The organism is Chitinophaga sp. SVR4-12A, assembly GCF_056754765.1.
In genome coordinates, this window is record NZ_JBPGWP010000001.1 from 3,561,267 (window position 1) to 3,587,762 (window position 26,496).

24 protein-coding genes are annotated in these 26,496 nt (G+C 50.1%); 12 read left to right on the plus strand and 12 right to left on the minus strand.

The window, feature by feature from the left end:
- Positions 1-54: 54 nt before the first annotated feature.
- Complete coding sequence (locus ACR9Y8_RS14505; protein WP_481213957.1) at positions 55-753, plus strand: LuxR C-terminal-related transcriptional regulator; 699 nt, start codon at positions 55-57, stop codon at positions 751-753.
- A 63-nt stretch (positions 754-816) separates the two neighbouring features.
- Here the strand turns inward: ACR9Y8_RS14505 and sucD are convergent, their stop codons facing one another.
- From sucD to ACR9Y8_RS14530, 5 genes are all read right to left on the minus strand, one after another.
- A complete protein-coding gene (gene sucD, locus ACR9Y8_RS14510) occupies positions 817-1,701 on the minus strand; it encodes a succinate--CoA ligase subunit alpha (RefSeq protein WP_481213958.1) in 885 nt (294 codons plus the stop codon).
- A gap of 88 nt (positions 1,702-1,789) precedes the next feature.
- The gene (locus ACR9Y8_RS14515; RefSeq protein WP_481213959.1) at positions 1,790-2,605 is read right to left on the minus strand and encodes an ABC transporter ATP-binding protein; all 816 of its coding nucleotides are present in this window, start codon (positions 2,603-2,605) and stop codon (positions 1,790-1,792) included.
- Between the two features lie 27 nt (positions 2,606-2,632).
- On the minus strand, positions 2,633-3,376 hold the full coding sequence (locus tag ACR9Y8_RS14520; RefSeq protein ID WP_481213960.1) for an MlaE family ABC transporter permease: 744 nt from the start codon (positions 3,374-3,376) through the stop codon (positions 2,633-2,635).
- A gap of 114 nt (positions 3,377-3,490) precedes the next feature.
- The gene (locus ACR9Y8_RS14525) at positions 3,491-4,522 is read right to left on the minus strand and encodes a hypothetical protein (RefSeq protein ID WP_481213961.1); all 1,032 of its coding nucleotides are present in this window, start codon (positions 4,520-4,522) and stop codon (positions 3,491-3,493) included.
- Positions 4,523-4,604: 82 nt separating this feature from the next.
- Complete coding sequence (locus ACR9Y8_RS14530) at positions 4,605-6,920, minus strand: NADP-dependent malic enzyme (protein ID WP_481213962.1); 2,316 nt, start codon at positions 6,918-6,920, stop codon at positions 4,605-4,607.
- Positions 6,921-7,057: 137 nt separating this feature from the next.
- Between ACR9Y8_RS14530 and ACR9Y8_RS14535 the strand changes: the two genes are divergently transcribed.
- The gene (locus tag ACR9Y8_RS14535) at positions 7,058-7,498 is read left to right on the plus strand and encodes a DUF4293 domain-containing protein (protein WP_481213963.1); all 441 of its coding nucleotides are present in this window, start codon (positions 7,058-7,060) and stop codon (positions 7,496-7,498) included.
- 109 nt (positions 7,499-7,607) lie between these two features.
- Here ACR9Y8_RS14535 and uvrA read toward each other — a convergent pair whose 3' ends face one another.
- Together uvrA and ACR9Y8_RS14545 are read right to left on the minus strand one after the other, a co-directional pair.
- A complete protein-coding gene (gene uvrA, locus ACR9Y8_RS14540) occupies positions 7,608-9,989 on the minus strand; it encodes an excinuclease ABC subunit UvrA (protein WP_481213964.1) in 2,382 nt (793 codons plus the stop codon).
- The gene (locus ACR9Y8_RS14545; RefSeq protein ID WP_481213965.1) at positions 9,986-10,423 is read right to left on the minus strand and encodes a hypothetical protein; all 438 of its coding nucleotides are present in this window, start codon (positions 10,421-10,423) and stop codon (positions 9,986-9,988) included. The genes uvrA and ACR9Y8_RS14545 overlap by 4 nt, the downstream gene beginning before the upstream one ends.
- Positions 10,424-10,876: 453 nt before the next feature.
- On the opposite strand from ACR9Y8_RS14545, the gene ACR9Y8_RS14550 reads away from it, so the two are divergent.
- On the plus strand, positions 10,877-11,458 hold the full coding sequence (locus tag ACR9Y8_RS14550; protein ID WP_481213966.1) for an RNA polymerase sigma factor: 582 nt from the start codon (positions 10,877-10,879) through the stop codon (positions 11,456-11,458).
- Positions 11,459-11,594: 136 nt separating this feature from the next.
- Here the strand turns inward: ACR9Y8_RS14550 and ACR9Y8_RS14555 are convergent, their stop codons facing one another.
- Entirely contained in the window at positions 11,595-12,794 is a 1,200-nt protein-coding gene (locus ACR9Y8_RS14555; protein WP_481213967.1) for a thiolase family protein, read from the minus strand.
- A 301-nt stretch (positions 12,795-13,095) separates the two neighbouring features.
- On the opposite strand from ACR9Y8_RS14555, the gene rlmN reads away from it, so the two are divergent.
- From rlmN to ACR9Y8_RS14570, 3 genes are all read left to right on the plus strand, one after another.
- Complete coding sequence (rlmN, locus tag ACR9Y8_RS14560; RefSeq protein WP_481213968.1) at positions 13,096-14,139, plus strand: dual-specificity RNA methyltransferase RlmN; 1,044 nt, start codon at positions 13,096-13,098, stop codon at positions 14,137-14,139.
- Between the two features lie 77 nt (positions 14,140-14,216).
- Positions 14,217-15,335 (plus strand): pseudouridine synthase, encoded by a 1,119-nt coding sequence (locus ACR9Y8_RS14565; RefSeq protein ID WP_481213969.1) that lies wholly within the window; start codon positions 14,217-14,219, stop codon positions 15,333-15,335.
- Between the two features lie 91 nt (positions 15,336-15,426).
- Positions 15,427-16,158, plus strand: a complete 732-nt coding sequence (locus tag ACR9Y8_RS14570; protein ID WP_481213970.1) for an RluA family pseudouridine synthase — start codon at positions 15,427-15,429, stop codon at positions 16,156-16,158.
- Positions 16,159-16,448: 290 nt separating this feature from the next.
- On the opposite strand, the gene ACR9Y8_RS14575 is transcribed toward ACR9Y8_RS14570, so the two are convergent.
- Positions 16,449-17,084: a peroxiredoxin gene (locus ACR9Y8_RS14575; RefSeq protein ID WP_481213971.1), complete on the minus strand. Its 636-nt coding sequence runs from the start codon at positions 17,082-17,084 to the stop codon at positions 16,449-16,451.
- 299 nt (positions 17,085-17,383) lie between these two features.
- Positions 17,384-17,971, minus strand: a complete 588-nt coding sequence (locus ACR9Y8_RS14580) for a hypothetical protein (protein WP_481213972.1) — start codon at positions 17,969-17,971, stop codon at positions 17,384-17,386.
- Between the two features lie 130 nt (positions 17,972-18,101).
- Between ACR9Y8_RS14580 and ACR9Y8_RS14585 the strand changes: the two genes are divergently transcribed.
- Positions 18,102-19,106 carry a helix-turn-helix transcriptional regulator gene (locus ACR9Y8_RS14585; RefSeq protein ID WP_481213973.1) on the plus strand — a complete coding sequence of 335 codons (1,005 nt, stop codon included), beginning with the start codon at positions 18,102-18,104 and terminating at the stop codon, positions 19,104-19,106.
- A 102-nt stretch (positions 19,107-19,208) separates the two neighbouring features.
- Entirely contained in the window at positions 19,209-19,694 is a 486-nt protein-coding gene (locus tag ACR9Y8_RS14590; protein WP_481213974.1) for a CHRD domain-containing protein, read from the plus strand.
- Between the two features lie 92 nt (positions 19,695-19,786).
- On the opposite strand, the gene ACR9Y8_RS14595 is transcribed toward ACR9Y8_RS14590, so the two are convergent.
- The gene (locus ACR9Y8_RS14595; protein ID WP_481213975.1) at positions 19,787-20,506 is read right to left on the minus strand and encodes a LolA-like protein; all 720 of its coding nucleotides are present in this window, start codon (positions 20,504-20,506) and stop codon (positions 19,787-19,789) included.
- Positions 20,507-20,600: 94 nt separating this feature from the next.
- Here ACR9Y8_RS14595 and ade point away from each other — a divergent pair, with 94 nt between their 5' ends.
- The 3 genes from ade (at position 20,601) to ACR9Y8_RS14610 (ending at position 23,415) form a co-directional block, all read left to right on the plus strand.
- Complete coding sequence (gene ade / locus ACR9Y8_RS14600; protein ID WP_481213976.1) at positions 20,601-22,244, plus strand: adenine deaminase; 1,644 nt, start codon at positions 20,601-20,603, stop codon at positions 22,242-22,244.
- 69 nt (positions 22,245-22,313) lie between these two features.
- The gene (locus ACR9Y8_RS14605; protein WP_481213977.1) at positions 22,314-22,817 is read left to right on the plus strand and encodes an RNA polymerase sigma factor; all 504 of its coding nucleotides are present in this window, start codon (positions 22,314-22,316) and stop codon (positions 22,815-22,817) included.
- Positions 22,807-23,415 carry a hypothetical protein gene (locus ACR9Y8_RS14610; protein WP_481213978.1) on the plus strand — a complete coding sequence of 203 codons (609 nt, stop codon included), beginning with the start codon at positions 22,807-22,809 and terminating at the stop codon, positions 23,413-23,415. Before ACR9Y8_RS14605 ends, ACR9Y8_RS14610 begins: the two co-directional genes overlap by 11 nt.
- Before the next feature lie 5 nt (positions 23,416-23,420).
- Here ACR9Y8_RS14610 and ACR9Y8_RS14615 read toward each other — a convergent pair whose 3' ends face one another.
- Complete coding sequence (locus tag ACR9Y8_RS14615; protein ID WP_481213979.1) at positions 23,421-24,512, minus strand: anhydro-N-acetylmuramic acid kinase; 1,092 nt, start codon at positions 24,510-24,512, stop codon at positions 23,421-23,423.
- A gap of 77 nt (positions 24,513-24,589) precedes the next feature.
- On the opposite strand from ACR9Y8_RS14615, the gene ACR9Y8_RS14620 reads away from it, so the two are divergent.
- Positions 24,590-26,434 carry a YfbK domain-containing protein gene (locus ACR9Y8_RS14620; RefSeq protein WP_481213980.1) on the plus strand — a complete coding sequence of 615 codons (1,845 nt, stop codon included), beginning with the start codon at positions 24,590-24,592 and terminating at the stop codon, positions 26,432-26,434.
- Positions 26,435-26,496 lie beyond the last annotated feature (62 nt).

A 26,496-nucleotide genomic window follows, 5' to 3' on the forward strand; every position in this document is an offset into this window, starting at 1 on the left:
AAATTTACCTATGTAGAATGCATCATTACCTCCAGATACCCCTTTTAATTGAGTATGCACAACTTATCTCAACCCCTGGAAGGGCCCTCAAAATCTGACAGTGGCAGGCATTTACGACCGGTTATCGTTACTGCCGACAAGCTTTTTCATGCCAGCCTTACCATCACCTTAGCCGATCTGCAGGAAAGCTGTCTCCTTATCCCTTCGCTGCGGCAAGTGCCTGAAATGCAGGAACTGTTCGGGGAGGACCTGTTATTATTTGTTGATATAGATGCCTACGGCATTGCTTCACTGGCAAGATTCATCAAGCGGCATGCGCCTCCGCCGGAGATCAGGGTGATCGGGCTTTCAGATTGTCATGAGCTGAACCTGGTGATCAAATACCTGAGATCGGGCATCCACGGGTATTTTCTAAAGCAGGAGATGAGCACGGAACTGATCCTGCAGAGTATTACGACCTTGCTGAGCAAGGGTTTTCCCTTATCCCCGGGCGTTACCCTGCAGATCATCCAGACGCTGATCGGCCAGCAAAACAATTACCCCGCAGGGCTCAGCAGCCGGGAGCAGCAGATCCTGAACCGGCTGGTGAACGGCAGCAGTTACAAGCTGGTGGCCAATGAGCTGAATATCTCGCTGGAAACGGTACGGTATCATATCAAGCGGATGTACAAGAAGCTGGACGTAAATTCCAAGGGAGAGATCATTGCAAAGATGCTCAGGAACCGTAAGAGCCCTCCTCCTTTTATGGGGTAGCCGCAAAAAAATGCCCCCCGGCCAGGCCGGAGGGCGTAATTATACCAATTCACTATAATACGGTTATTTAACCAGCTCTTTCTTCAGCACTTCCGCCATTGTTTTACCAATGTTGGCAGGGCTTTCTACTACGTGCACGCCGCACTCAGACATGATCTTCATTTTAGCAGCAGCAGTATCGTCTGCACCGCCAATGATAGCGCCCGCGTGACCCATACGGCGACCGGGAGGAGCGGTTTGACCGGCAATAAAGCCAACTACGGGCTTGGTGCCATTCTCTTTGATCCAGTAAGCAGCTTCTGCTTCCATGCTACCACCGATCTCACCGATCATGATGATGCCGTCTGTTTCAGGATCGTTCATCAGCAGCTCTACGGCTTCTTTGGTAGGGGTGCCGATGATGGGATCACCACCGATACCGATCGCGGTAGAGATACCCAGGCCAGCTTTCACTACCTGGTCTGCCGCTTCGTAGGTAAGGGTACCGGATTTAGACACGATACCGATACGGCCTTTTTTAAATATGAAACCGGGCATGATACCCACTTTAGCTTCTTCTGCGGTAATTACGCCGGGGCAGTTAGGGCCTACCAGGCGGCTGTTCCTTCCCTGCAGGTAGCTTTTCGCCTTTACCATGTCCTGAACGGGAATACCTTCTGTGATACATACTATCAGCGCAATGCCAGCCTCGGCGGCTTCCATAATAGCATCTGCAGCGAATGCAGGGGGTACAAATATGATAGATACATTGGCGCCGGTAGCCTTTACCGCGTCGCTTACCGTATTAAAAACCGGGCGATCCAGGTGTTTGGAGCCTCCTTTATTGGGAGTTACCCCTCCTACTACCTGTGTACCGTACTCTATCATCTGCGTAGCATGGAAAGTACCTTCTGTACCGGTAAATCCCTGCACTATGACCTTGCTATGCTTATTAAGTAAAACACTCATTGCGCTTGGTTTATTAGTTAACTGTTATTTGTGTAAAGGTTTTGATGGGCAAAAATATAACTACAAATGCCAAATACCAAACCCTGACCTAGTCGTTCCGGCCGTTCTTTTTGAGCCGGTCCCGCCAGTTTTTGTCCCTAAACATCTCCATCTGGCGCATTTCCTTGGCGTCGCGGAGGAAGTCGGAGGCAAAAATAAAGTCATTCAGCTTGTCGTCTTTGGCAAAAATGATCTCTTCATTGCTGCCCTCCCACTGTTTAAGGCCTTCAAACATGTAGATGATATGGTCACCGCTTTCCATTACGGTGTTCATGTCGTGGGTATTAATAACGGTGGTGATATTGTATTCTGTGGTGAGCTCTTTGATCAGTCTATCAATCAGCAGGGAGGTCTGCGGATCGAGGCCGGAGTTAGGCTCATCGCAGAACAGGTACTTGGGATTCAATACGATAGCCCTGGCGATACCTACCCTTTTCTTCATCCCGCCGCTGATCTCTGCGGGATATTTGCGGGCGGCTTCTGTCAGGTTCACACGTTCCAGGCACTCCATCACTCTTTTTTTCTTTTCCTTGTAGCTGCCTACCCCGAACATATCGAGGGGGAACATAACGTTCTGCTCTACCGTCATACTGTCAAACAGTGCGGAGCCCTGGAAAAGCATGCCTATTTCCTGGCGGATGTTTTTCTTGTCCTGGTCGTTCATAGCGGTAAAGTCCTGTTCATTGTACAGCACCTGGCCGCTATCCACTGTTATCAGCCCTACAATGCACTTCATCAGTACGGTTTTGCCACTGCCGCTGGAGCCAATGATCAGGTTCACCTTGCCGGCTTCCATGCTGGCGGATACGCCTTTTAACACCTCTTTGTCGCCAAATCCTTTTTTAATGTCTTTTAACTCGATCATAAGTTTGATATAGTCCGGCGGAACCGCTTAGAGTAATATTGCCGACAAGGCATAGTCCATGAATAATATGAGCACACAGCTCACCACCACGGCGGTGGTGCTGGCCTTGCCTATTTCCAGCGCGCCGCCCTGTACGTTATAGCCGTAGTAGGCAGATACGCTGGATATGATGAATGCGAAAGTATATGATTTACTGAGGGCAAAGAATATGTTATATACTTTTAGCTCCTGGCGCAGGCCCTGCATGAATTCATCGTTAGAAATGATGCCCGCGGCCGTTCCGGCCAGCTTACCGCCATAGATACCCAGGAAACCGGAGATGACCACCAAGGCAGGGATCGTGAGCAAAGCGCCCAGGATCTTGGGTAACACCAGGTATCCTTTTGTGTTGATACCCATGATCTCCAGCGCATCTATCTGTTCGGAGATCCGCATATTTCCCAGTTCTGAGGCTATCTTGGAGCCTACCACACCTGCCAGTACGATGGAGGTAAGGGTGGGCGCAAATTCAAGTATAATGGTATCCCTTACTATCTGGGCGATAGTAGCCCTGGGAATGATAGGGCTTACCAGCTGATACGAGGTTTGCAGGGTAGTAACCCCTCCCATGAACAGCGAGATAATGAATACGATGCCCAGTGAGCCGATACCGATATCCACACTTTGCTGCATGAGCTGCTTCCAGTACATCCTAGGGTTCTCCGGCCTGGAGAACATGCCTTTCAGCATCAGCAAATAGGTACCAAAATGGTGAAAGAATCTAAATTCCATAGATGGTCAAAGATAGTAAATATAGTTGTCAGTTATCAGTTGTTAGTTGTCAGTGATTAGTGCGAAGATACCCGCTATCATCGCTTGTAGCTGATAACTGACAACTGTTAACTTTTATTTAAGACTTTTCACCAATAAACGTTTCAGGCTTCTTTCTATGATCTCGCCCATGGTGCGGCATTTCGCGAATACGGGGTCTTCGTAGTACTGGGCCAGTTCCTCGCCCAGCTGCTGTACTTTTTCGGGAAAGGATACGTAGTCTGTCATGATCACATCGCGGAGGTCTTTGATGCGGTGCCGCTGCACCTTGATACGGCGGGCGATCAGGGCCCGTTCTTCCTGCTGGTACTGCTTTACCACTTCGGCATTCAGGTGCTTCATGGCCAGCTCTACAAACACGCGGTTCTCTTTGAAATACTGCGGCATGTAGAGGGTACGCTTTCCTTCATAGAACTGCTGGTCAAAATCGATGGCGCGTATACGAAACTGTACATCGTCGAAATCGGGGGTGATATCGAACACGAAATTGTAAGACCGCATATCGCCCAGCAGGCGTACAAAGCAGCGCTCATTGAACTTTACAAACTCTTTGGCTATACGTTTTGGATTGAAGCCTGGCCGGTGCATCCAGTGCAGGATGAACTGGTCGCCGGGTACGCCGGCTATGTGTTCTTCTACCAGCGTGTTGCCGTCTACCAGGAAGTTCATCCAGTAGGGCGAGAGGATGTGCTCCAGCTCCAGGCCGTAAATACGGGAAGCATCTGCGATCTTAATATAAAAATAATCGTAAACCTCGTTGTAATTGTTAACGATCTTGATGCGGAAAGGGTGCGAGTTACCAAAAGTGCAGTAATCGATCCGTTCAATGTGCAGGTGCTCTTCTGCTGCCTGGTCGCCCCCGGCTTTGAGGAAGGAATAGATCCGTTTCAGGCCTGCATGCAGCTGGCCCATCATGCTTTGCGGGTAGAGCACGGTCTCCCATAAAGTATCTTTCCCATCTGCATCGTATACGGGGAAGCCGCCTTCGAAGTAGCGCAGTTCCTCGTAAGACACCGGGAGATTTAATTCCCGCTCATACAGCTTCAGGTATTTCCTGAAGGCCGGGTTGAGCGGGAAGAATATTTTTTTATGGGAGATACTTTGCATAACTGGTTTGCTAATGTGCTAATATGCTGATATGTAAATTAATGGAAAAATCAGCATACCGGCACATTAGCACATCACCACATTATTTATTTTTCTTCTTCTTTCCGTCTTTGCTTACATCATCGCGGCAGCATTTGTGCTGCGCGTCTACCACGGCAATATTCACCATGTTTACGATCTGGCGTACGGTACTGCCCAGCTGTAAGATATGCACGGGTTTCTTCATACCCAGCAGGATAGGGCCGATGGCGTCGAAACCAGCTACTTCCTGCAGCAGGTTGTAGGCAATATTGCCTGCGCTGAGGTTGGGGAAGATGAGGGTGTTCACTTCTTCGCCTACCAGTTCAGAGAAGGGATAGCTGTCTTTCAGTATTTCCTGGTTAAAGGCCATCGCCGCCTGGATCTCACCATCCACGATGAGGGCGGGATCCATTTTCTTTACCAGCTCGCGGGCCTTGCTTACCAGCTGGGCCTCAGGTGTAGGACTGGAGCCAAAGTTGGAATAAGAGATCATGGCTATACGCGGCACGATGTTGAACAACCTTACCTCTTTGGCCACCATGATGGTGATCTCTGCCAGCTCTTCTGCGGTAGGGTTGAAGTTCACGGTGGTATCTGCCAGGAACAGGGGTCCGCGCTTGGTATTGATGATATACATACCGGCCACCCGCTTGGCGCCTTCTTCCATGCCTATTACGTGCAGGGCAGGGCGTATGGTGTCCGGGTATTTACGGGTCAGACCGGAGATCAGGGCATCTGCCTCACCGGTTTCCACCATCATACAGCCAAAATAGTTACGCTCGCGCATGATCTTTCCAGCCTCGTACTTGTTGAAGCCTTTGCGCTGGCGCTTCTGGAAGAAGAGGTTACCGAAGTAATGGCGTTTTTCATGCATCTCATCGCTCTTGGGATCGATGATCACAGTGTCTTCCAGCTCAATGCCATTTTCTTCTGCCAGGCGGCGAATGCGGGCTTCATTACCTAAGAGGATGGGATAGGCGATGCCTTCTTCGCGTACCACCTGCGAGGCTTTCAGCACTTTAAGGCTGTCTGCTTCTGCAAATACTACTTTGCGCGGATCTTTACGGGCTTTGGTACCGATCACCCGGAACAGCTGGTTATCCAGGCCCAGGCGGTGGTTCAGCTCATCGCGGTAGGCATCCCAATCGGTAATGGCCTTCTGCGCCACGCCGCTTTCCATCGCGGCCTTTGCCACAGCAGGGGCCACTTCGGATAAGAGACGGGGATCCAAAGGTTTGGGAATGATATAATTCGGGCTGAAATAAAGGTTCCTTTCGTTATAGGCCAGGTTCACGATGTCGGGAACGGATTCCTTGGCCAGGTCTGCCAGTGCACGTACAGCAGCCAGCTTCATGGCTTCGTTGATCTGGGTAGCCCTTACATCCAGCGCGCCGCGGAAGATGTAGGGAAATCCCAGTACGTTGTTCACCTGGTTAGGATGGTCTGAACGACCAGTGGCGAAGATGATATCCGGACGGGCCTGGATGGCTATCTCGTAGGCGATCTCGGGATCAGGGTTAGCCATGGCAAAAACCACCGGGTTCTTGGCCATGCTCTTCACCATATCGGCAGTCACCACATTACCTACGGAAAGGCCGATGAATACGTCGGCGCCTTTCATGGCGGCAGCCAGTTCGGTTACCTTGGAGGTAGTAGCGAACTGCAGATGCATGTCAGTGAGATCTGTACGGTCTTTGGTGATCACGCCGTTCTTATCGAACATGATGAAGTTTTCCGGTTTAGCGCCCAGGGCCACGTAGAGCTTTACGCAGGCCATAGCGGCAGCACCGGCGCCATTCACTACAAACTTCACCTTGTCTATTTTCTTTTTTACCAGCTCAAGTGCATTCAGCAGGGCGGCGCCGGAGATGATGGCGGTACCGTGCTGATCGTCGTGCATGATAGGTATCTTCAGCTCTTTCTTCAGGCGTTCTTCAATGGCAAAGCACTCGGGGCTTTTGATATCCTCCAGGTTAATGCCGCCAAAAGTAGGTTCCAGGGCTTTTACCACCTTTACAAACTCGTCTACGTCCCTGCAGTTCAGCTCAATATCAAATACGTCAATGTCTGCAAATATCTTGAACAAAACTCCTTTACCTTCCATGACGGGCTTGCTGGCCTCGGGGCCAATATCGCCCAGGCCCAGCACGGCGGTACCATTACTGATAACAGCCACCAGGTTGCTTTTGGCAGTATACTTGTAAACGTTCTCTACATCTTTGTGAATTTCCTTGCAAGGTTCGGCCACTCCGGGAGAATAGGCCAGTGACAGATCCCACTGTGTTTTGGTGTTTTTCGTAGATATGACTTCGATCTTCCCCGGCCTTCCCAGCGCGTGGTAGTCCAGTGCATCCTGCTTATTCAATTTTTTCGCCATAAAGTAAATATAAAAGACAATTGGGGGTGCAATATACAAAGTATTGGAGGAACGGGCACTAGCACGAAAGAGGCAGGCATAGTTAGCATACTGTTAAAATTGCTTACATTTACGGCGGTTAAACATTCGCGAATATCATGATACAACGCATTCAGAGCCTTTACCTGTTGCTGGCCGCAGCCGCCGGAACAGCCACCTGGTTTCTCAACCTGTGGAAGGCCAAACTAAGCAATAATACAGAAAGCTATTTCAATGCCCAGTCCAGCTACCTGGTATTTGTTGTATATATGATCATTGTTTTACTGGCCCTGATCTGTATTTTCCTTTACAAGAACCGCAAGCTGCAGTTCAGGCTCACTGTCGTCAATATACTTTTGTCTGTTGGCGCTATTGCATTACAATATTTTAAAGTGCAGGATCATGCCAATACGCTGGTGGCTTCGGGTGTAAGCATTGTATCCGCCACCTATCTGCCGGGCGCCTTTTTACCGGTGCTGATATTGATCTTTCTTTACCTGGCCGCCAGAGGCATCTATAAGGACGAGAAGCTGATCAAATCACTTGACCGTCTTCGCTGAAATAATTAATAATTAAAAATGAATAATTAATAATTGCTGTGGCACCTGTAATCTATTCTGAATACGGGTTTCGCGATTATTAATTATTCATTCTTAATTATTAATTCTATTAAAGAAACTTTCCTGTATAACTTTCCTTTACTTTCTTCAGTCCTGATGGTACACCGGTGTACAGCAGTTCACCGCCACCAGCGCCGCCTTCGGGCCCCAGGTCTATCACCCAATCCGCACTGCGGATCACATCCAGGTTATGCTCGATCACCAGTACAGAGTGTCCCTGGTCTATCAGCGCATTGAAAGAAGCGAGTAATTTCTTGATATCATGAAAATGCAAACCGGTGGTAGGCTCGTCGAAGATGAAGAGGATATGGCCCTGTGCACGGCCCTTACCCAGGAAGGAAGCGAGCTTTACACGCTGGGCTTCGCCACCGCTCAGGGTATCGCTGCTCTGGCCCAGCTTTACGTAGCCAAGACCTACATCGCTTAAGGGACGGATCTTGTTGCAGACATCCTTTTCATCCTTAAAGAATTCCAGTGCTTCGTCTACCCCCATTTCCAGCACATCGTAGATGTTCTTGCCTTTGTAGGCTACTTCCAGCACTTCTTCCTTAAAGCGTTTACCGCCGCAGCTTTCGCAGGTAAGGTGTACATCTGCGAGGAACTGCATTTCAACGATCACTTCACCTTCACCCTTACAGGCGTCGCAACGGCCGCCGTCTACGTTGAAGGAGAAATGTTTGGGCAGGAAGCCGCGCATTTTGCTCAGCGGCTGTTTGGCAAACAGGTCGCGGATCTCATCGTATGCCTTGATATAAGTAACCGGGTTGGAACGGGATGATTTACCGATGGGGTTCTGGTCTACCATCTCCACCTGGGTAATATCATCCAGTGCGCCTTTCAGGGCACGGTGCTGTCCTACCCTTTCTGCAAACTCGCCTTTCAGCTTCATAAGCGCAGGGTAGAGGATCTGTTTTACCAGCGTGGTTTTGCCGGAGCCACTCACGCCGCTTACTACTGTAAGTACCTGCAGCGGAAAATCGACGTTGATGTTCTTCAGGTTGTGCTGACGGGCGCCTTCCACGGTAATGGCTTTTTTCCATTTGCGTACATGGGTAGGCGGCTCTATGGTCATCTGGCCGCTGAGGTATTTACCGGTAAGGCTTTTACCATCTTTCAGGATCTCTTCATAGTTACCGGCGAAGATCACTTCACCACCCAGGTGACTGGCCAGGGGGCCCATGTCTATGATGTAGTCTGCTTCCTGCATCACCTGTTCGTCGTGCTCCACGATCACTACGGTGTTGCCCAGGTTACGCAGCTCTTTCAGCACGCCTATCAGGCGGTGCGTATCACGGGCATGGAGGCCGATGCTCGGCTCATCCAGTATATAGAGGGAATTTGTCAGGTTACTGCCCAGGGAGCGGGTCAGCTGGATACGCTGGCTTTCACCACCGCTGAGGGTATTGGCCACGCGGTTCATGGTAAGATAGCCCAGGCCTACATCCAGCAGGGTTTTGATACGGTGGTGCACCTCGATGAGAATTCGTTTAGCCACCTGCTGGTCAAACTCGCTGAGCTGCAGCTCATCAAACCATTGTTTCAGATCAGTCACCGGCATATCTACCAGGTCTGCGATGTTCTTACCGCCGATCTTGATGTAGAGCGCTTCCTTGCGCAACCTTCCGCCATTGCATTCCGGGCATACGGTACGACCACGGTAGCGGGCCTGTAGTACGCGGTACTGCACCTTGTACAGGTTCTGCTCTACCATTTTGAAGAACTCATTGATGCCATAGAACTGGTCGTTGCCTGTCCACAGCAGCTTGTATTGTTCATCCGACAGATCTGCTATCGGTTTGTGCACCGGGAAGTTGATCTTACGGGAGGCCCTGATCAGTTGTTCTTTATATTCTCCCATTTTCTCGCCGCGCCAGGGAGCGATGGCGTTTTCGTATACACTCAAACGTTTGTCGGGTATTACCAGGTCGGGATCAATGCCCAGTACCTGGCCAAAGCCTTCGCACACCGGGCATGCGCCGTAAGGATTGTTGAAAGAGAAGAGATTGGGTACCGGCTCTTCAAACTGCAGCCCGTCCAGCTCAAAACGGCTGGAGAAGTGCTGCTGACGGCTGCCATCCACTTCCACCAGGCAATCGCCTTCGCTTTCATAGAAGGCGGTTTGCACGCTGTCTGCAATACGGTGTTTATCGTCTTCCTCAAAGGCTTTTACCACCACACGGTCTATGAGCACGTAGGCTTCCCCTGGCAGTGCGGGTTTCTTTTGCTCCAGCAGCTCTTCGATGCGCAGGAGCTGATTGCCTTCCTTCGCTGTAAAGTACAGGCGGGAGAAGCCCTTCTGCATAAGGATATTAAGCTCCTCTTTGATATCGCGTTTGGCGTGACGGCGGAATGGTACGAGGATCTGCACTTTGGCGCCCATGGGCAGGCGGGTGATAAAGTCCACCACATCGCTCACCTCATGTTTCTTCACCAGCTGGCCGGAGATGGGGAATAGGTTTTACCGATCCTGGCAAAGAGCAGGCGCAGGTAATCATACACTTCCGTCATAGACCCCACGGTAGAACGGGGCGTACGGGTGATCACCTTCTGTTCTATGGCAATGGCGGGACAGATGCCTTTGATATAATCTACCTCGGGCTTGTTCATGCGCATGAGGAACTGGCGGGCGTAGGCGCTGAGGCTTTCCGCGTAGCGGCGCTGTCCTTCGGCATAGAGGGTGTCCATTGTTAGTGAAGACTTGCCGGAGCCCGAGACTCCGGTTACCACCACCAGCTTACTGCGTGGGATGCTGACGCTTACGTTCTTGAGATTGTGTACCCTTGCACCCTTTATAAAGATATGATCCTGTGTGCTAACTGACTGATCATCAATTACTGCTTCCGATTTCTTAGTTTTTGTAGCCATGGTTATTACTTCGAAGTCCGTGGACGATGGATCACCGGCCATGGACTGATAAAAGTACGCCATTAAATTCAAAAATCAGCTTTCCGGCAAGGGGCAAGCCTTCGCAGCTGACACTTACAGGTTATAAATAAATCAGCCTTGTAATATCTTAGGAAAAAAATATACCTATTGATACTGTTGAAGTTATCTGTCAAAACGACGGATGCCCTTCCCCAGCCGGGGTTTTATCCATGAAATCCGTGTCAATTTTAGGTTAGGGAATGTTGTTTATTTAAACTATTCTCCTATATTTGCAATAGACGTGAACTATACCTTGGAATTGGCGCTGCTATTGGACAATATCGAACTTTAACCAAAAAAACATCAAATTATAGCATAAACTCTACTTAACCAACGCAACCTACAGACTGTTAAGTCCGTATTATTTACTAACCCGACTATTAGTAGATGTTTATGCAAATAACGTATAAATTAAGTGACGAGCAACTGATCACCCTCTTCAAAAAGGGTCACGCTTCAGCATTGGAGGAGCTTGTACGCCGGCATAAGGACAAACTGTTCACTTCCATCGTATTACTCGTTAAGGATCCCTTCCTGGCAGAGGATATTTTTCAGGATACATTCATTAAGATCATTGATACTATCCGCGCCGAACGGTATACGGAAAAAGGAAAGTTCCTGCCCTGGGCAATGCGTATCGCTCATAATCTTTGCGTAGATCATTTCCGGAAGATCAAACGGACGCCTGTGATCAAGACCGGCGATGATAAAGATATCTTCAATATGCTGGGATTCAGCGACTGTTGTGCTGAAGACAAGATGATCACGCGGCAGAGCCACGACCGGGTTCGTAAGATGCTGGACATGCTGCCGGAAGAGCAGCGGGAAGTAATTATCCTCCGGCATTATGCAGAGTTAAGTTTCAAAGAAATTGCAGACCTCACGCAAGTGAGTATCAATACCGCATTAGGCCGTATGAGATATGGCTTAATCAATCTCCGGAAGATGATGACGGAGAAGCAGATTTGTTTGTGATCCCTTTTTTGCTTGCCATCAACGGGCGGCCGGATGTACCGACCGCTCGTTCTTTTTTTAGCTATTGGCTATTGGCTGTTAGCTACTAGCTTAAATGCAGCAGATGTTTACCCTGCTAACTGCTAAGCGCCAGGAGCTAGAAGCTCCTTTCCACTACTATAGCCGCTCCCTGCCCTACTCCCACACACATTGTTGCCAATCCATAACGGATATGCTGACGCCTCATTTCATGTAAGAGCGTGGTGGTGATACGTGCGCCGCTACAGCCCAGCGGATGGCCAATGGCGATAGAGCCGCCGTTCACATTGATCTTTTCAGGATCCAGTTCCAGGTCGCGCATGCAGGCGAGCGACTGGGAGGCGAAAGCTTCATTCAGCTCTATCAGTCCGAGCTCTCCGGAATGCAGGCCTGCCCGTTGCAGGGCTTTCTGTGTAGCCGGTACCGGGCCGATGCCCATGATGGAAGGATCTACCCCCGCCACCGCCATGGCCTTTACCTGTGCTAAGGGCTTTAAGCCAAAGCGTTTCAATGCATTTTCAGAAACGATCATCACCATCGAAGCACCGTCGTTAATGCCGGAAGAGTTACCCGCCGTTACGCTGCCGTCCTTCTGAAAGGCCGGTTTGAGGGCGGCCAGCTTCTCGAGGGAGGTTTCGCGGGGCGGCTCGTCTTTGGAGAACACCACCTGCTCTTCCTTGTTAGGCGTGATCTGTACGGGAATGATCTCTTGTTGCCATTTGCCTGCTTCCAGGGCCGCCCGGTATTTCAGCTGGCTTTGCAGGGCGAAAGCATCCTGGTCTTCCCGGCTTACCTTCCACTGGCGAGCTACATTCTCAGCGGTTTCGCCCATGGAATAGGGATGGTACATGGCGGCCAGCTTCTTATTGGTAAAGCGCCAGCCGATGGTGCTATCGTATATTTCAGTTTTGCGTGCAAAAGGCCCTTCTGATTTAGGCATTACAAAAGGGGCCCGGGTCATGCTTTCCACACCGCCGGCCAGGTAAACGTCGCCTTCCCCGCACATGATAGCCCGGGAGGCGTCCATAATGGCCTGCATACCGCTGGCGCAGAGGCGGTTCACGGTATTACCGGCCACGGTAACGGGCAGGCCCGCCAGGAGGGCGGCCATGCGGGCTACGTCTCTATTATCTTCGCCAGCCTGGTTGGTAGCACCGGCAATCACATCTTCAATAGCCAGGGGATCGAGCCCCGGGTTACGATCCACCAGGGAACGGATCAGTAGGGCCAGCATATCATCCGGCCGGATAGTGCTGAGCGCCCCGCCGTAGCGGCCGATGGGCGTGCGCACTGCGTCAACTATATAAGCAGCCTGCATTTTTAGAAATTGAGGTGTAAAAGTAGGGGAAATTTAAATAGTTAAATGCCAGGCCCCTCCAGGGGTTTTGAACCCCTGGAGGGTGGGAGTAATTTTTTATGTACCTTTGCGGTTGCTTTCCGACTGCCGTAAGGCAGCCATTTGCTCATATAAGGACGATGATTGATCATAACACAGCACGTTCCATCTGGCTTTTTCAAGAACAAAACGGCGTAGGAGGCTTACCAGGGCGACAAGGGCTCAACACCTTAGCTGCCTGTAAACAATTTGTGAACGACGTAAAGACAAACCATTTTTTCAGATGAAATCTGATAAGCAAAACATCCGGCATTTAAGTCTGCCAGCCCTGCAGGAGTATTTCAAGAATATCGGCGAGAAAGCCTTCCGCGCCAAGCAGGTACACGAATGGCTGTGGCAGAAACATGCAGGCAGCTTTGAAGCAATGACCAATCTTTCCAAACAGCTGCGCAGCTCGCTGGAAGAGCATTTTACCCTGCCCGCCCTGAAGGTGGACACTACCCAGCATAGTAATGACGGCACTATCAAAAGCCGCTTCCGCCTGCATGACGGCCACCTGGTGGAGGGTGTACTGATTCCCACAGAAAACCGGCAGACCGCCTGCGTATCTTCCCAGGTAGGCTGCAGCCTGAGCTGCAAGTTTTGCGCTACCGGGTATATGGACCGCAAACGCAACCTGGACTTCGACGAGATCTATGATGAAGTAGCGCTGCTGAACCAGCAGTCTCTCGAAGCTTCTGGCAAGAAACTCACCAACATCGTATACATGGGCATGGGTGAGCCCCTGCTCAACTACAAGAATGTGCTCCAGTCTATTGAACGCATCGCCGCAGAAGACGGACTGGCCATGTCGCCCAAGCGCATTACCGTATCTACTGCCGGTGTGGCCAAAATGATCCGCCAGCTGGGAGATGACAAAGTGCGGTTTAACCTGGCCCTGTCTTTACATGCTGCTAACGACAAGAAACGCAGCGAGATCATGCCAATCAACGACACCAACTCGCTGAAGGTACTGGTAGAGGCCCTGAACTACTTTTACAAGGCCACCCAGAACCAGATCTCTTTTGAGTATATCCTGTTCAAGGACTTTAATGACTCACTCAAAGACGCGGATGAGCTGATCAAGATCTATCGCCAGGTGCCTGCAGACCTGATCAACATCATCGAATATAATCCTATCGATAACGCCCGTTTCCAGAAGCCGGAGGAAGATGCCGTAGAGCAGTTCATGGCTTACCTGGGCAAGAACCGGGTGAACTCCCGCCTGAGGCGCAGCCGCGGTAAAGATATTGACGCCGCCTGCGGACAACTGGCCAATAAAGGATAAGACCATCAACATGTTCAACAAAAGGAAAGATCGTGGTAATCATGAGCTTTCGATAAAAAACATTCAAATACAACCGGATGAAGAAGCAAAAACCCGCTGCAAGCAAAGGGTTCTCTCCTTTCAAAGAAAGCAAGGGCAGTAGTTTTAAACTCAGTGACAACGGAGACCGTAAGCGGGAAGGCGGCGAAAAGCCCGCCAGGCCTGTTCGTAAGCGTCAGCAGGATGGTGAAAATAAAGCGCCCAGGAAGCGCGATGACGATAACAGCAGCTTCCATGGCGATTTCAGTGACCGGAAAGATAAACGCCCGGCCCGTGAAACTCCCAGCGGTTTTAACCGTCAGAAGTTCTTTGACCGTACCAATGAACGCTTTGCCGATAAACAGGCGCGGAAAACCGAACGTAAGCAATTCAAACAGGAACAGGAAAGCCCTGCCGCCAGGCCGGATCGCAGGCCTAAGAACAATGCCCCCGCTCCTGAAGGCGAAGGCATGCCGCTGAATAAATATGTTGCCCATTGCGGCCTGTGCTCCCGTCGTAAAGCGGTAGACCTGATCAAGGAAGGCAAGGTGACCGTGAACGGGAAACCCGTACTGGAACCTGCTTTTAAGGTAACCAGCAAAGACGCCGTGAAAGTGGCCAACAAAGCTGTTTCCCTGCAGAAAAACCTGGTGTATATCCTGCTGAATAAACCCAAGGGCTATATAACTACCACAGACGATCCGGAAGGACGTCAAACCGTGATGGAGCTGATCGCCGACGCCACCAACGAAAGGGTATTCCCGGTTGGGCGCCTGGACCGTAATACCTCCGGGCTGCTGCTGCTGACCAATGACGGCGAGCTGGCGCAGAAACTGGCCCATCCCAAGCACAACATCAAGAAGATATATCACGTAGGCCTGGACAAAGCGCTGACCAAAGCAGACTTTGAACAGATCCTGGCAGGCGTTACCCTGGAAGATGGCGTAGCGCTCGTAGATGCCCTGGGATATGTGGACAGCAAAGACAAAAGCCAATTAGGTATAGAGATCCACAGCGGCAAGAACCGTATTGTACGCCGGATCTTCGAGCACCTGGGCTATAACGTGGATAAGCTGGACCGCGTGATGTACGCGGGGCTTACCAAGAAGAACGTCAACAGGGGCAAATGGCGCCTGCTGAGTGAAAAAGAGGTTATTTTATTGAAACACTTTAAATAACAGCTGTTGGCCTTTAGCTGTTAGCTCTTAGCATTGGATCCGCTCTGATAGCTAGAAGCCAACAGCTAAAGGCCAGCGGCTACTTTAGAATATGCGTGTAAACGACTGGCTGATCAAGATAACAGACGACTTTATTGTACTCAACAAACCGGCGGGCATGCTCACCATACCCGACCGGCATGACGAAAAGCTTCCCTCCCTGCAGACCTTACTGAAAAAGGCGTATGGTAACATCTTCACGGTGCACCGGCTAGACCGCGATACCAGCGGGGTTATTTTGTTTGCCCGTAATGAGGCGGCCCACCGTTTCTATTCACAGCTATTTGAGTCGAGAGAGATCCGGAAATATTACCTGGGACTGGTGACCGGGCAGCCGGAACCGCCGCAGGGCAGTATAGATGAGCCGATCATGGAACATCCTGTGCAGAAGGGAAAGATGGTGACCAACCGGAAAGGCAGGCCAGCCCTTACTGATTACGAGGTGCTGGAAACATTCGGTCTCTATAGTTTGGTCAAACTCCGCATCCATACGGGACGTACCCACCAGATACGGGTACATATGAAACACCTGGGACACCCCATTGCGGTGGACGAGCTGTATGGCAAGGCCGTACCGGTATTGCTCTCCGCCATCAAGAAAAAATATAAGCTGGGCAAGTTCACAGAAGAAGAACGCCCCTTGTTAAGCCGCCTGGCCCTCCACGCCTGGCAACTGCATTTTACCGATCAAAATGGTTTGGCACATGAACTGGAAGCGCCGCTGCCCAAAGATATACAGGCGGTAGTGAGCCAGCTGCGGAAGAGTAAGGGGCCACAGGTCTGATCCCTGCTTTTTTAAAGGCAATAAAAAAACGGGGAAAAATCCCCGTTTCGTAAAAATCAAAAACCAACCATTAAAAAATCTTATATAATAATAAGTTTTATCTTATGCTTGTCTAATGTACTGAAAAATCCGAAGAAATTATAAGCCGGCTGCTATCCTTATGAGTAAAAACCGATCACCCACTTGTGCCGGGCCTTAATATCCTTCTTCTTTTCATCTGCCGCAGGTGGAGGCTTCACCAACCATCGCTTCACTTTCCTGATCCACTTTTGCATAACAAATCTCTTTACTTATTTGTTCGGTTGCGGCGTTGTTCTCAGATAGGGCTTAATGATCTTATGCCCTTTCGGGAAACGCGCAGGTATGTCTTCTGTAGGTACTGACGGTACTACTATCACATCTTCTCCTTCCTTCCAGTCGGCCGGGGTAGCAACGCTGTAATTGGCGGTCAGCTGCAGGGAATCTATCACGCGGAGCACTTCAAAAAAGTTCCTTCCTGTAGAAGCAGGATAGGTGATCGTGAGCTTCACCTTCTTATCCGGGCCAATTACGAAGAGTGACCTTACGGTAAAGGTTTCTGAGGCATTAGGGTGGATCATACCATACAGGTTGGCCACTTTCTTGTCTTCATCTGCAATGATCGGGAAGGTCACTTCGCAGTTCTGCGTTTCGTTGATATCGTTGATCCAGCCAAGGTGCTTGTCCAGCGGGTCTACGCTCAGGGCCAGCACTTTAACATTGCGTTTGGCAAATTCGTCCTTCAGGAGGGCGGTTTTGCCCAGTTCTGTGGTACATACCGGGGTATAATCAGCCGGGTGTGAAAACAGGACTCCCCAGCCGTTTCCGAGGTATTCGTAAAAGTCAATATCTCCCTGGGTGGTCTTCGCCTGGAAATTAGGCGCTATGTCTCCTAGTCTTAAGCTCATGGTAGATTTGTTTTAACTGTTAGCACTTAGCTATTAGCAGTTAGCTATAGGTACTGTCTTTTTCTAAAGCTAGTAGCCAGCTGCTAATAGCTTTTGCAGATTCAAATGTAATAATTTCCTATAAATATTATAGACTTTAGGGTTGTTTTTTGAAAAAATTTTCCCTACCCCGAGTGGGGTAGGGAAAGGTGTTAACAAACAGCTGTGGATCAGGGGAATTGCGGGGTTAACACAACAAAGCGGTAAAGGGTAAAAAGGAGCTGCATAGTTGGGTTTTTCAATCGGGGTTATGCGCTTACTCAATGTTGTTGTTTCCATGCATGGTATGCCATGGTATATTTAAGATCGTCTGTCAGGTTGGCTTCCAGGCGGGCGGCAGCATCTTCAAAATCCAGCTCGAGGTAGCCCAGGTACAGCTCATAGCTTTTGCCCAGGAGGGCCAGGCACTGGTCTATCTGCTGCTGCGGTTCCTGCGCAGGTGTTTCTACGGCTGGCTTCGGCGTTACTTTGGTGATGTAATAGCACTCCCCTTCTGTATACTCTATCCATTTACCGTGCTGCTGCAGGCGGGGACGGCTGAGCTGGAAGCTGAGGCTATCGAATGTTACGGCTTCTCCGCGGCCTGCCTCCAGGTCTATCACCTCGGGGATATTGCGCATATCTTCCAGGTGCTGTACAATACTCATCTGGATACCGTCGTTTTGGTGGCCGCCGTAGCGCAGCATGTCGTTCAGCACATCGTAGTTGGTAATGAAATCACAACGATGCCAGCCATCCTCCTTCCGGATATTACCCCAGAAGGTCAGGTAATTGGATTCATCCAGGATGATCTGGCTGATGGATATTGCCTCACATTTGGTTGCTGTTGCTGTATTGACCTTGTTCATATCGTCAGGTGTTTATAACGATAGCAAAACTACCGGGGCAAAACGCAGGGAATTTGCGTAGTAACAAAATGATTCACAAATCTGCAGTTCCGCACATTATTACTTATTTTTAAGGCCCTAAATTTTAATCATGCCAAAGAATAAAGATGCACTTTCCCGTTACCGGTGGATAGATGAGCGGCTCCGTAACAAGCGCCTGCCCAAACCTACCCTGGAAGCGCTGATAGCCTATGTATCAGATAAAATGGATGCATCTATCTCCACCCGTACTATCCAGAAAGATATCCAGGACATGCGCCAGGACCCGGACCTAAACTACATGGCCCCTATTGTATATGAGCGCAGCACGGGTACTTATCGCTATGAAGACGAATCCTACTCTATCGGTAATTTACCTATTGAAGAAGCCGACCTCCAGGGGCTGGAGATCGCCATCGGGATACTGGAGCAGTTCCGCAGCCTGCCGGTGGTGCAGCAGTTTGAAGACGCCATCCTGAAGATCGCCGCCAGCCTTAAAATGAACCGGCAGGCATTAGAGCATAAAGGGCTTATTAAGTTTGCCCGGGCTACACAGTATAAAGGCGCGGAACATATACCGGAGATAGTGGATGCCATCAAGAATCTGGAAGTACTGCGCATAGCCTACCAGAGCTTTGACCGTAATGAGCCCAAAGAGCACTGGGTGGAACCTTATCACCTGCGTGAATATCAACACCGCTTTTACCTGATCGGCAAAAGCCAGAAAGCTAAAGGCGGCACGCTGCTCACCTTTGCGCTGGACAGGATCGTGCAGATATGGCCTACCGATAAGCAGTTTGACGAGAAGAACTTTGACGACGCCAGTTATTATCAGCATGCCATCGGCGTTACCGTTACGGAAGGAGAGCCGCAGAACGTAGTGCTGGCTTTTACCCCGCACCAGGGCAAGTATATCAAATCACAACCACTGCATGCTACGCAGCAGGTGATCACTGATAACGAAAAGGAATGCCGTATATCCATCAACGTAGTGATCAATCATGAGCTGCAAATGCTGTTATTAAGCTATGGTTCCAATGTAAAAGTGCTGGAGCCGCAGCAGCTGGTAGATAAAATGGCAGCGGAAACTGTCGCGATGAAAGCCCTGTACAAATAACCGCAGTACATTGTACAGCACGCTCTGGCAAAGAATAGTATGCAAAAAGACAACCTTTTTTGAGTTTTGGCGTATTTCATATTAGAACCAAAATCCACTGTCATGCGTACCTTTCTTTCCTTCCGCCCCAAAGCAGTGGCGATCTGTACAACACTTCTTCTTATTTCGTGGTCATTCAACGGATGTAAAAAACATGATGATCCACGCCCCAAAAAAATGTACACGGTGAGCGCAAAGCTTAGCGGCGCCCATGAAGTACCTCCCAATGCCAGCAAGGGAGTAGGCGTTTTAAGCGGCACATATAACAGTGCCAACAAGCAGCTTTCTTACAGGGTAGTCTGGACACATCTCACCGGTGCGGCACAGGCCGCGCATTTTCATGGTCCGGCCATGCCAGGTGTGAATGCAAGCGTTCAGGTTCCTCTTATCGGCTTCCCTGCCGGAGGTGATGGAATGGTTTCTGGAAAAGCTACCTTAACGGCAGCGCAGGAAACGGATATGCTGGCAGGCAAATGGTATGTTAATATTCATACCATCAAGTACCCCGGTGGAGAGATCAGGGGACAGGTACAGACCTGGCCCTGGTAAGTTGGGGTTATCCATACTGAATACTGTACTACTGGACCTTCAACGCTGAACGCCTTTGTTACACAAAAGGCGTTCAGCGTTCGGGAGCCCTTTTATTTTTTGGGCATCTGGAAAAGGGTATCATTTACCGGGTTATTCACTTCCATTTTAGTGAAGCTGATCTTGGTGCCTCCAGGCTCCTGAGTAACTGCACCAGGATAGGCGTAACCGTTACTGGTCTTTTTGTAATCAGTAAAGGAGACGGTAAACTCTGCATCATGTCCCTGTGCCTTTACGTGACCCTGCATTTTGTCCAGATAATATGTTGCTGCATCAATGAACAGATGCACTTCTGCGCCATCAGGATGTGTTACCTTCAGCTTATAGGCTTCAACACCATCAGTTGTTTCTTTGCCTTCCAGCGTTACTTTCTTTCCTTTTGCTTTATAGTCAAACAGCTCTCCGGCCATATCCAGGCGCGGCTGCATAACCTTCACCATGCTGGAGTCCATGGGCTTGGGCTCAGGCATTCCCATGATAGGCATCTGCATCCAGCCGCCTGTACGGGTAGCCACCTGTATGTTGGTATTTCCCATCACTTCCAGCTCCATGCGGACTGCTTTATCATTCACTACCCACAATTTTACCGGTACTTCCATACCATGCATTTCCATGATACCTTCCGTATAAGAAGTTTTCATCTCCTTCAGCTTGTCCCTGCCACCCATCGCTGCAATATGTTTGTCGATGATCTCGTCTACAGATTGTGCCTGTACATGGCATACCGCCAGTGCGGCTATCAGCAAAAGGGTAAAGGCCTTGTTTATCTTCATAAAATCTATTTTAAGGAATACAAAATACAAGAATTACACCAATTACCGTCCCCTGCAGTTATTTTATATTTAATTACTGGCCTATCTTTATTCAATGAACTCTTTCCAGCTTTCCGGCAACCTGATCAACATTCTGCAGCAGGAGATCTATCCTGCCACGGTGCATATTGAAGACGGCCGCATCCGTGAGATCGTACGCAACAGCAACACTTATGATCAACACCTGCTGCCGGGCCTTGTGGATGCGCATGTGCATATAGAAAGCTCTATGCTTACACCAGCGGCATTTGCGAGGCTCGCGGTAGTGCACGGCACGGTAGCCACTGTATCAGACCCGCATGAGATTGCCAATGTGCTGGGAGTGGAAGGAGTGCATTATATGATCGATAACGGACTGCAAACACCGTTTAAATGCTGCTTTGGCGCCCCTTCCTGTGTACCGGCCACCAGCTTTGAAACAGCAGGGGCCACCGTGAATGTACAGGATGTAGAAAAACTGCTGCAACATCCGGAGATCAAATACCTGTCTGAAATGATGAACTTCCCCGGTGTACTGCATCACGACCCGGAGGTAATGGCGAAGATAGCAGCCGCTCATAAGGCGGGCAAGCCGGTAGACGGGCATGCACCCGGATTGCGCGGCGCAGCAGCACAACAGTATATTGCTGCGGGCATCAGTACAGACCATGAATGCTTCACCCTGGAAGAAGCACAGGAAAAACTGCAGTACGGCATGCAGATCCTGATACGGGAAGGCAGCGCCGCCAAAAACTTTGATGCGCTGATCCCGCTGATGCATGACCATGCTGAGAAGATGATGTTCTGCAGTGATGACAAACATCCCGACAGCCTGGTGGAAGGTCATATCAATGTGCTGGTAAAAAGAGCGCTGGCTTACGGCATAGATCTTTTCAAGGTGCTACGCGCGGCCTGCGTAAATCCTGTGCTGCATTACCAGCTGGGCACCGGCCTGCTGCGGGAAGGCGACCCCGCAGACCTGATCATTATCGATAATATCCAGGATTTTAACATTAAAGCTACTTACATCAATGGCATACAGGTAGCCGACTCCGGTAAAACGTTAATAGCGCCTGCAGCAGCAGCTATCATCAATAATTTCAACTGCCGCCTGCAGGAAGTAACAGACTTTCGTATACCTGTTGCTACAGACGGAGACGATACCATTCACGTGAACGTGATTGAAGCACTGGACGGACAACTGATCACCAACCGTATATCTGCTACATTGCCTATCAGCGATGGCGCGCTGCACAGCGATCCTTCACAGGATATATTAAAACTGGCCGTGGTAAACCGTTATCAACCCGCGCCCGCAGCGCTGGGCTTTATCCGCAACTTCGGCTTTAAAAGCGGCGCTATCGCTTCTTCCGTAGCACATGACAGCCATAACATCATTGCAGTGGGTGTAGACGATGAAAGCATTTGTGCGGCCGTGAATGCCGTGATCAGGGAACAGGGCGGCATCAGCGTAGCCAAAGGCAACGAAGTTCAGGTGCTGCCTTTACCGGTGGCAGGCCTGATGAGCCACCTGGATGGTTATGAGGTAGCAGCGCAATACAGTGCGCTGGATAAGGCGGCCAAGGCACTGGGCAGCCAGCTGGGCGCTCCTTTTATGACCCTCTCCTTTATGGCCCTGCTGGTGATCCCTCATCTGAAGCTGAGCGACAAAGGACTGTTTGACGGAGATACTTTCCAATTCACTCCCCTTGCCGGTTAATTTTCCGGCAGGCGCCCTGTAACGAAACTACCAGGGCATATACTAATACCGAAAAGAAGGCCCCTGCATTTGAACACGAAGGAAAAAGCATTTCTGGAACTGATTGAAGCCCATAAAGGGATCATTCATAAGATTTCCAAAATGTATATGGACACTGCAGAAGATCAACAGGATCTTTTCCAGGAGATCATATACCAGCTCTGGAAGTCCTATGACTCATTTCAGCAACAGAGCAAATTCTCTACCTGGATGTACCGGGTGGCCTTGAACACCGCCGTAGTCTTCTTTAAAAAAGAAACCAGAAAGATCAACGGATCAGCAGCGATACCAGAGAACATGGCAATGGAAGACAGCACTTTCGCTATTAAAGAACTACAGCTGGCACACTTTTATAAAGCCGTTCAAAAACTGGAACGGATCGAGAAAGCACTGATATTTTATCATCTTGAAAACTACTCCCATAAAGAGATCGGGGAAAACCTCGGCATCAGCGAAGTGAACGCAAGGGTGAAGCTCAGCAGGGCTAAAACCAAATTGAAAGAACTTATTAAACTACAGGGTTATGAATTTTGATGATCTGCAATCCGCCTGGCACAGCGATAAGGGGAATGATATTGTGGTACCCGACAGTGTAACAAAACTGCGGTCTGTAGCCACGCCGGTGCAACGTATCCGGAGGAACATGCGCATAGAGTTCGTGGTGATGTTATGCCTGATCATCTGTATCCCGCTTTTCCGGGTAGTGTATAAAAACCAGCTGGCCCCTATCCCCTTCTACGCGATGTATGTGGCGCTGATCATCCTGACCATCTTTTACTATATCAAATTCTATCTTTTTTATAAACGCCTGGACGCAGCCGCGCTCACCTCAAAAGACAGCCTGTATGAAGTATACTATGATATAAAACTGAATATCGAAATGTACAGGTCTTTTAACTATTCTATGATACCATTGCTGCTGCTTTACCAGGTAATGGTGATCATAAGCCTTCCACCGGTAAAGGCAGCTGCATTCGCCAACAGGCAGGCCCATTTTATCATTATATTTTCGCTCGTGTTCCTGTTTGTGGTAGTCGTCGTAATCGTATTGGTAGAGATCTGGATAAAATATTTTTACGGCAATTACCTTACACAAGTGCGGAAGGTGCTGGATGAGCTGAGAGAAGAATAGCCCCTTTAAGATTGCCACAATGCCCCGCCCACACTATCTTTCTGTGCGCCCGTAACAGAAGATAAAACATTCGGCTCCTGCCTCCAGCGCAATGCCCCGATCAGCGCCATGATCAGCGCTTCCTTATATTTAACGGTCTGTTCATCCGGCACTACCACCTTCACGTTCAGGGGCCGTAATTGCTCCTGTAACTGCTTTATCATAAAACCATTGAACGCGCCACCACCGGTGATCAACATCTGCTGTTCGTCCTGTGGCACCTGCCCCTGCTGCAATTTCTGCACTGCTTTCGCTACCTGTACGGCTATATGATTAGTATAGGTGTTCAGCCTGCCCTGTACAGATAAACGTGAACGCTGCACCAGCGGCAGCACGGTGCCCGTGCCAAATTCATTGGCGAGTGATTTGGGCCAGGGCATTTCATAGTAGGGCAATGTATTCAATGCTTCCAGCAATGCTTTATCGGTAAGGCCGCCGGCCGCCAGCGCCCCGTTCTCATCGTATTCACGGCCCAGTTCCGCCGCCAGTGCATTCAGCACGCGGTTGGCGGGGCAAATATCAAAGGCGATGAACGCTTCCCCCTGTTGGGCGGATATATTGGCAATGCCACCAAGGTTCAAATAATAAGTATAACCAGGCAGCAGCAACTGCTCTCCCACGGGTACAATAGGCGCTCCCTGTCCGCCTAGGGCCACATCCATGGCGCGCAGGTCGCTGATCACCGGCAGGCTGGTAACAGCGGCAATGGCAGCGCCCTCTCCCAGCTGGGCTGTCATCTTTTCTGCTGGCAGGTGAAAAGTAGTATGCCCATGAGATGCAATGAAGTGTACCTGGTGATCCAGCTGATGCCTGGCAATGAACTCGTTTACTTTCTGACCGGTATAATGGCCGTAACGGCTGTGCAGCAGCAGGTATTCCATCGCCGGTAGGGCAGTGGCGCCGGATAATTGCGCTACCCATTCCGGTTCATAGGGCAGGCACTCTGCCACCCTGATCTCGTATTCCCATTTACCCCTTACCTCCGTTAGCTGTACAAAGGCAATATCCAAGCCGTCCAGTGAACTACCTGACATGATCCCTATTACGTTATATACCATGCTGAAAAATTTCAGCAAATATAATATGGAATTTCACCCGGCGGCTGCATCCTGTTGGCAGATCAAAACAATTCGTTATGCGCAGCTATCTTTCTTTGTTATTACTGGCCTGCTTCAGCGCCCTGTTGGCGCCTGCTCAGCAACAACGTATAATTACAGGAACCGTACAGGATGCCACCAGCCACGACCCGCTCCCTGGTGCGACGGTTCTGATAAAAGGCAACAAGCAAGGGGTGAGCACCGATGAAAAAGGCGCGTTCAGTATTACAGTGCCTTCCGGAAAGGTAGTGTTGAAAGCCGCCTTTTTGGGTTACCAGTCACAGGAGATCCTGGTTAAGCCTAACGATAAAGAGGTACACTTTAAACTGGCGCCTTCATCAACGGTATTATCGGAAGAAGTGGTGGTGGCATTTTCAGGAAAAGTGGCGGGCGTTCAAGCCAATCGCGGCGCTATGAGAAAGGCGCAGACCTTCAGCCCCAGTCCGGGTCAGGCCTTCATCAGCGACTACAATACAGAAGATTACAGCCCAATCAATGAAAATGAGTTCCATACTTCCAAAGACCAGCCCCTCAGTACCTTCTCCATTGACGTGGACCGTGCTGCCTACAGTAATGTGCGACGTTTCCTGAACAGCGGACAACTACCCCCCGCGGATGCGGTACGTGTAGAAGAAATGATTAATTATTTCGACTATCAATATAAAGCTCCTACAGGGCCTGACCCGGTAGCGATCTATACCGACATGGCCGTTTGTCCCTGGAACACGGAACACCAGCTGGTGCGCATCGCACTGAAAGGAAAGACCGTTAAAACGGAAAATATCCCGGCTTCCAACCTGACCTTCCTGATAGATGTTTCCGGCTCTATGCAGGATCCCAATAAACTGCCGCTGGTGAAACATGCGCTGAAAACACTGGTGCAGCAATTAAGACCAGCTGATAAAGTGGCCATCGTGGTGTATGCCGGGGCTGCCGGACTGGTGTTGCCAGCTACCTCAGGCAGCGAGAAAACCGCCATACTGGATGCACTGGACAAACTGGAGGCAGGCGGTTCTACCGCCGGGGGCGAAGGCATCCTGCTGGCTTATAAAACGGCCGCTTCCAATTTTATCCGTGAAGGTAATAACCGCGTCATACTGGCCACAGACGGCGATTTTAACGTGGGCGCCTCCAGCGATGGAGAGCTGCAGCGCATCATAGAACAGGAAAGAGAAAAAGGCATCTCCCTTTCCGTACTGGGCTTTGGGATGGGCAATTACAAGGATAACAAGCTGGAACTGCTGGCGGATAAAGGCAATGGCAACTATGCCTATATCGATAATTTTGAAGAGGCCCGCCGCACTTTCGTAACAGAATTCGGCGGCACCCTGTTCACCATTGCCAAGGATGTAAAACTGCAGATCGAATTCAATCCCAAATATGTACAATCCTACCGCCTGGTAGGTTATGAAAACAGGTTGCTGCAGAACGAGGATTTCAATAATGATAAGAAAGATGCCGGTGATATGGGCGCTGGCCATACCGTCACTGCTCTTTACGAGATCATCCCATCCGGGGCGAAATCCGGCTCCTCCAGCTGGGTAGACCCCTTGAAATACCAGCAGCGGGAAATGATCAGCAACAACAGCCAGGAAGTGCTGACCGTAAAACTGCGCTATAAGCAACCGGCAGACCGTCACAGCAAGCTGCTCAGCCAGGTGCTGAGCTACCGGGTACAGGACATTGCCCAGGCGCCGGCCGATTTCCGGATGTGCGCTGCTGTAGCAGCTTTCGGACAACTGCTGCGCAATTCCGCCTATAAAGGACAGGCCAGCTATGACCAGGTGCTAGCCCTGGCCACCAATGCCAAAGGAGACGATCCGGAAGGCTACCGCTCCGAATTTATCCAGCTGGTGAAGAAAGCTGCTTTATTAAAACAATAATAATAATCCCCAGGGGCCGGTACACAAACTGGCCCCGGGGGTATATGGAGGGTATGTGGAAG

Excerpts from the sequence above, each read along its gene's own strand:
- ACR9Y8_RS14505 (WP_481213957.1), top strand. The coding sequence starts at position 55 with ATGCACAACTTATCTCAACCCCTGGAAGGGCCCTCAAAATCTGACAGT.
- ACR9Y8_RS14570 (WP_481213970.1), top strand. The coding sequence starts at position 15,427 with ATGCGTGTAAACGACTGGCTGATCAAGATAACAGACGACTTTATTGTA.
- ACR9Y8_RS14550 (WP_481213966.1), top strand. The coding sequence starts at position 10,877 with ATGCAAATAACGTATAAATTAAGTGACGAGCAACTGATCACCCTCTTC.
- ACR9Y8_RS14545 (WP_481213965.1), bottom strand. The coding sequence starts at position 10,423 with ATGGCTACAAAAACTAAGAAATCGGAAGCAGTAATTGATGATCAGTCA.
- ACR9Y8_RS14535 (WP_481213963.1), top strand. The coding sequence starts at position 7,058 with ATGATACAACGCATTCAGAGCCTTTACCTGTTGCTGGCCGCAGCCGCC.
- ACR9Y8_RS14520 (WP_481213960.1), bottom strand. The coding sequence starts at position 3,376 with ATGGAATTTAGATTCTTTCACCATTTTGGTACCTATTTGCTGATGCTG.
- ACR9Y8_RS14555 (WP_481213967.1), bottom strand. The coding sequence starts at position 12,794 with ATGCAGGCTGCTTATATAGTTGACGCAGTGCGCACGCCCATCGGCCGC.
- rlmN (WP_481213968.1), top strand. The coding sequence starts at position 13,096 with ATGAAATCTGATAAGCAAAACATCCGGCATTTAAGTCTGCCAGCCCTG.
- ACR9Y8_RS14610 (WP_481213978.1), top strand. The coding sequence starts at position 22,807 with ATGAATTTTGATGATCTGCAATCCGCCTGGCACAGCGATAAGGGGAAT.
- ACR9Y8_RS14615 (WP_481213979.1), bottom strand. The coding sequence starts at position 24,512 with ATGGTATATAACGTAATAGGGATCATGTCAGGTAGTTCACTGGACGGC.
- ACR9Y8_RS14620 (WP_481213980.1), top strand. The coding sequence starts at position 24,590 with ATGCGCAGCTATCTTTCTTTGTTATTACTGGCCTGCTTCAGCGCCCTG.
- ACR9Y8_RS14530 (WP_481213962.1), bottom strand. The coding sequence starts at position 6,920 with ATGGCGAAAAAATTGAATAAGCAGGATGCACTGGACTACCACGCGCTG.
- ade (WP_481213976.1), top strand. The coding sequence starts at position 20,601 with ATGAACTCTTTCCAGCTTTCCGGCAACCTGATCAACATTCTGCAGCAG.
- ACR9Y8_RS14590 (WP_481213974.1), top strand. The coding sequence starts at position 19,209 with ATGCGTACCTTTCTTTCCTTCCGCCCCAAAGCAGTGGCGATCTGTACA.
- sucD (WP_481213958.1), bottom strand. The coding sequence starts at position 1,701 with ATGAGTGTTTTACTTAATAAGCATAGCAAGGTCATAGTGCAGGGATTT.
- ACR9Y8_RS14525 (WP_481213961.1), bottom strand. The coding sequence starts at position 4,522 with ATGCAAAGTATCTCCCATAAAAAAATATTCTTCCCGCTCAACCCGGCC.
- ACR9Y8_RS14580 (WP_481213972.1), bottom strand. The coding sequence starts at position 17,971 with ATGAACAAGGTCAATACAGCAACAGCAACCAAATGTGAGGCAATATCC.
- ACR9Y8_RS14575 (WP_481213971.1), bottom strand. The coding sequence starts at position 17,084 with ATGAGCTTAAGACTAGGAGACATAGCGCCTAATTTCCAGGCGAAGACC.
- ACR9Y8_RS14585 (WP_481213973.1), top strand. The coding sequence starts at position 18,102 with ATGCCAAAGAATAAAGATGCACTTTCCCGTTACCGGTGGATAGATGAG.
- ACR9Y8_RS14595 (WP_481213975.1), bottom strand. The coding sequence starts at position 20,506 with ATGAAGATAAACAAGGCCTTTACCCTTTTGCTGATAGCCGCACTGGCG.
- ACR9Y8_RS14515 (WP_481213959.1), bottom strand. The coding sequence starts at position 2,605 with ATGATCGAGTTAAAAGACATTAAAAAAGGATTTGGCGACAAAGAGGTG.
- ACR9Y8_RS14565 (WP_481213969.1), top strand. The coding sequence starts at position 14,217 with ATGAAGAAGCAAAAACCCGCTGCAAGCAAAGGGTTCTCTCCTTTCAAA.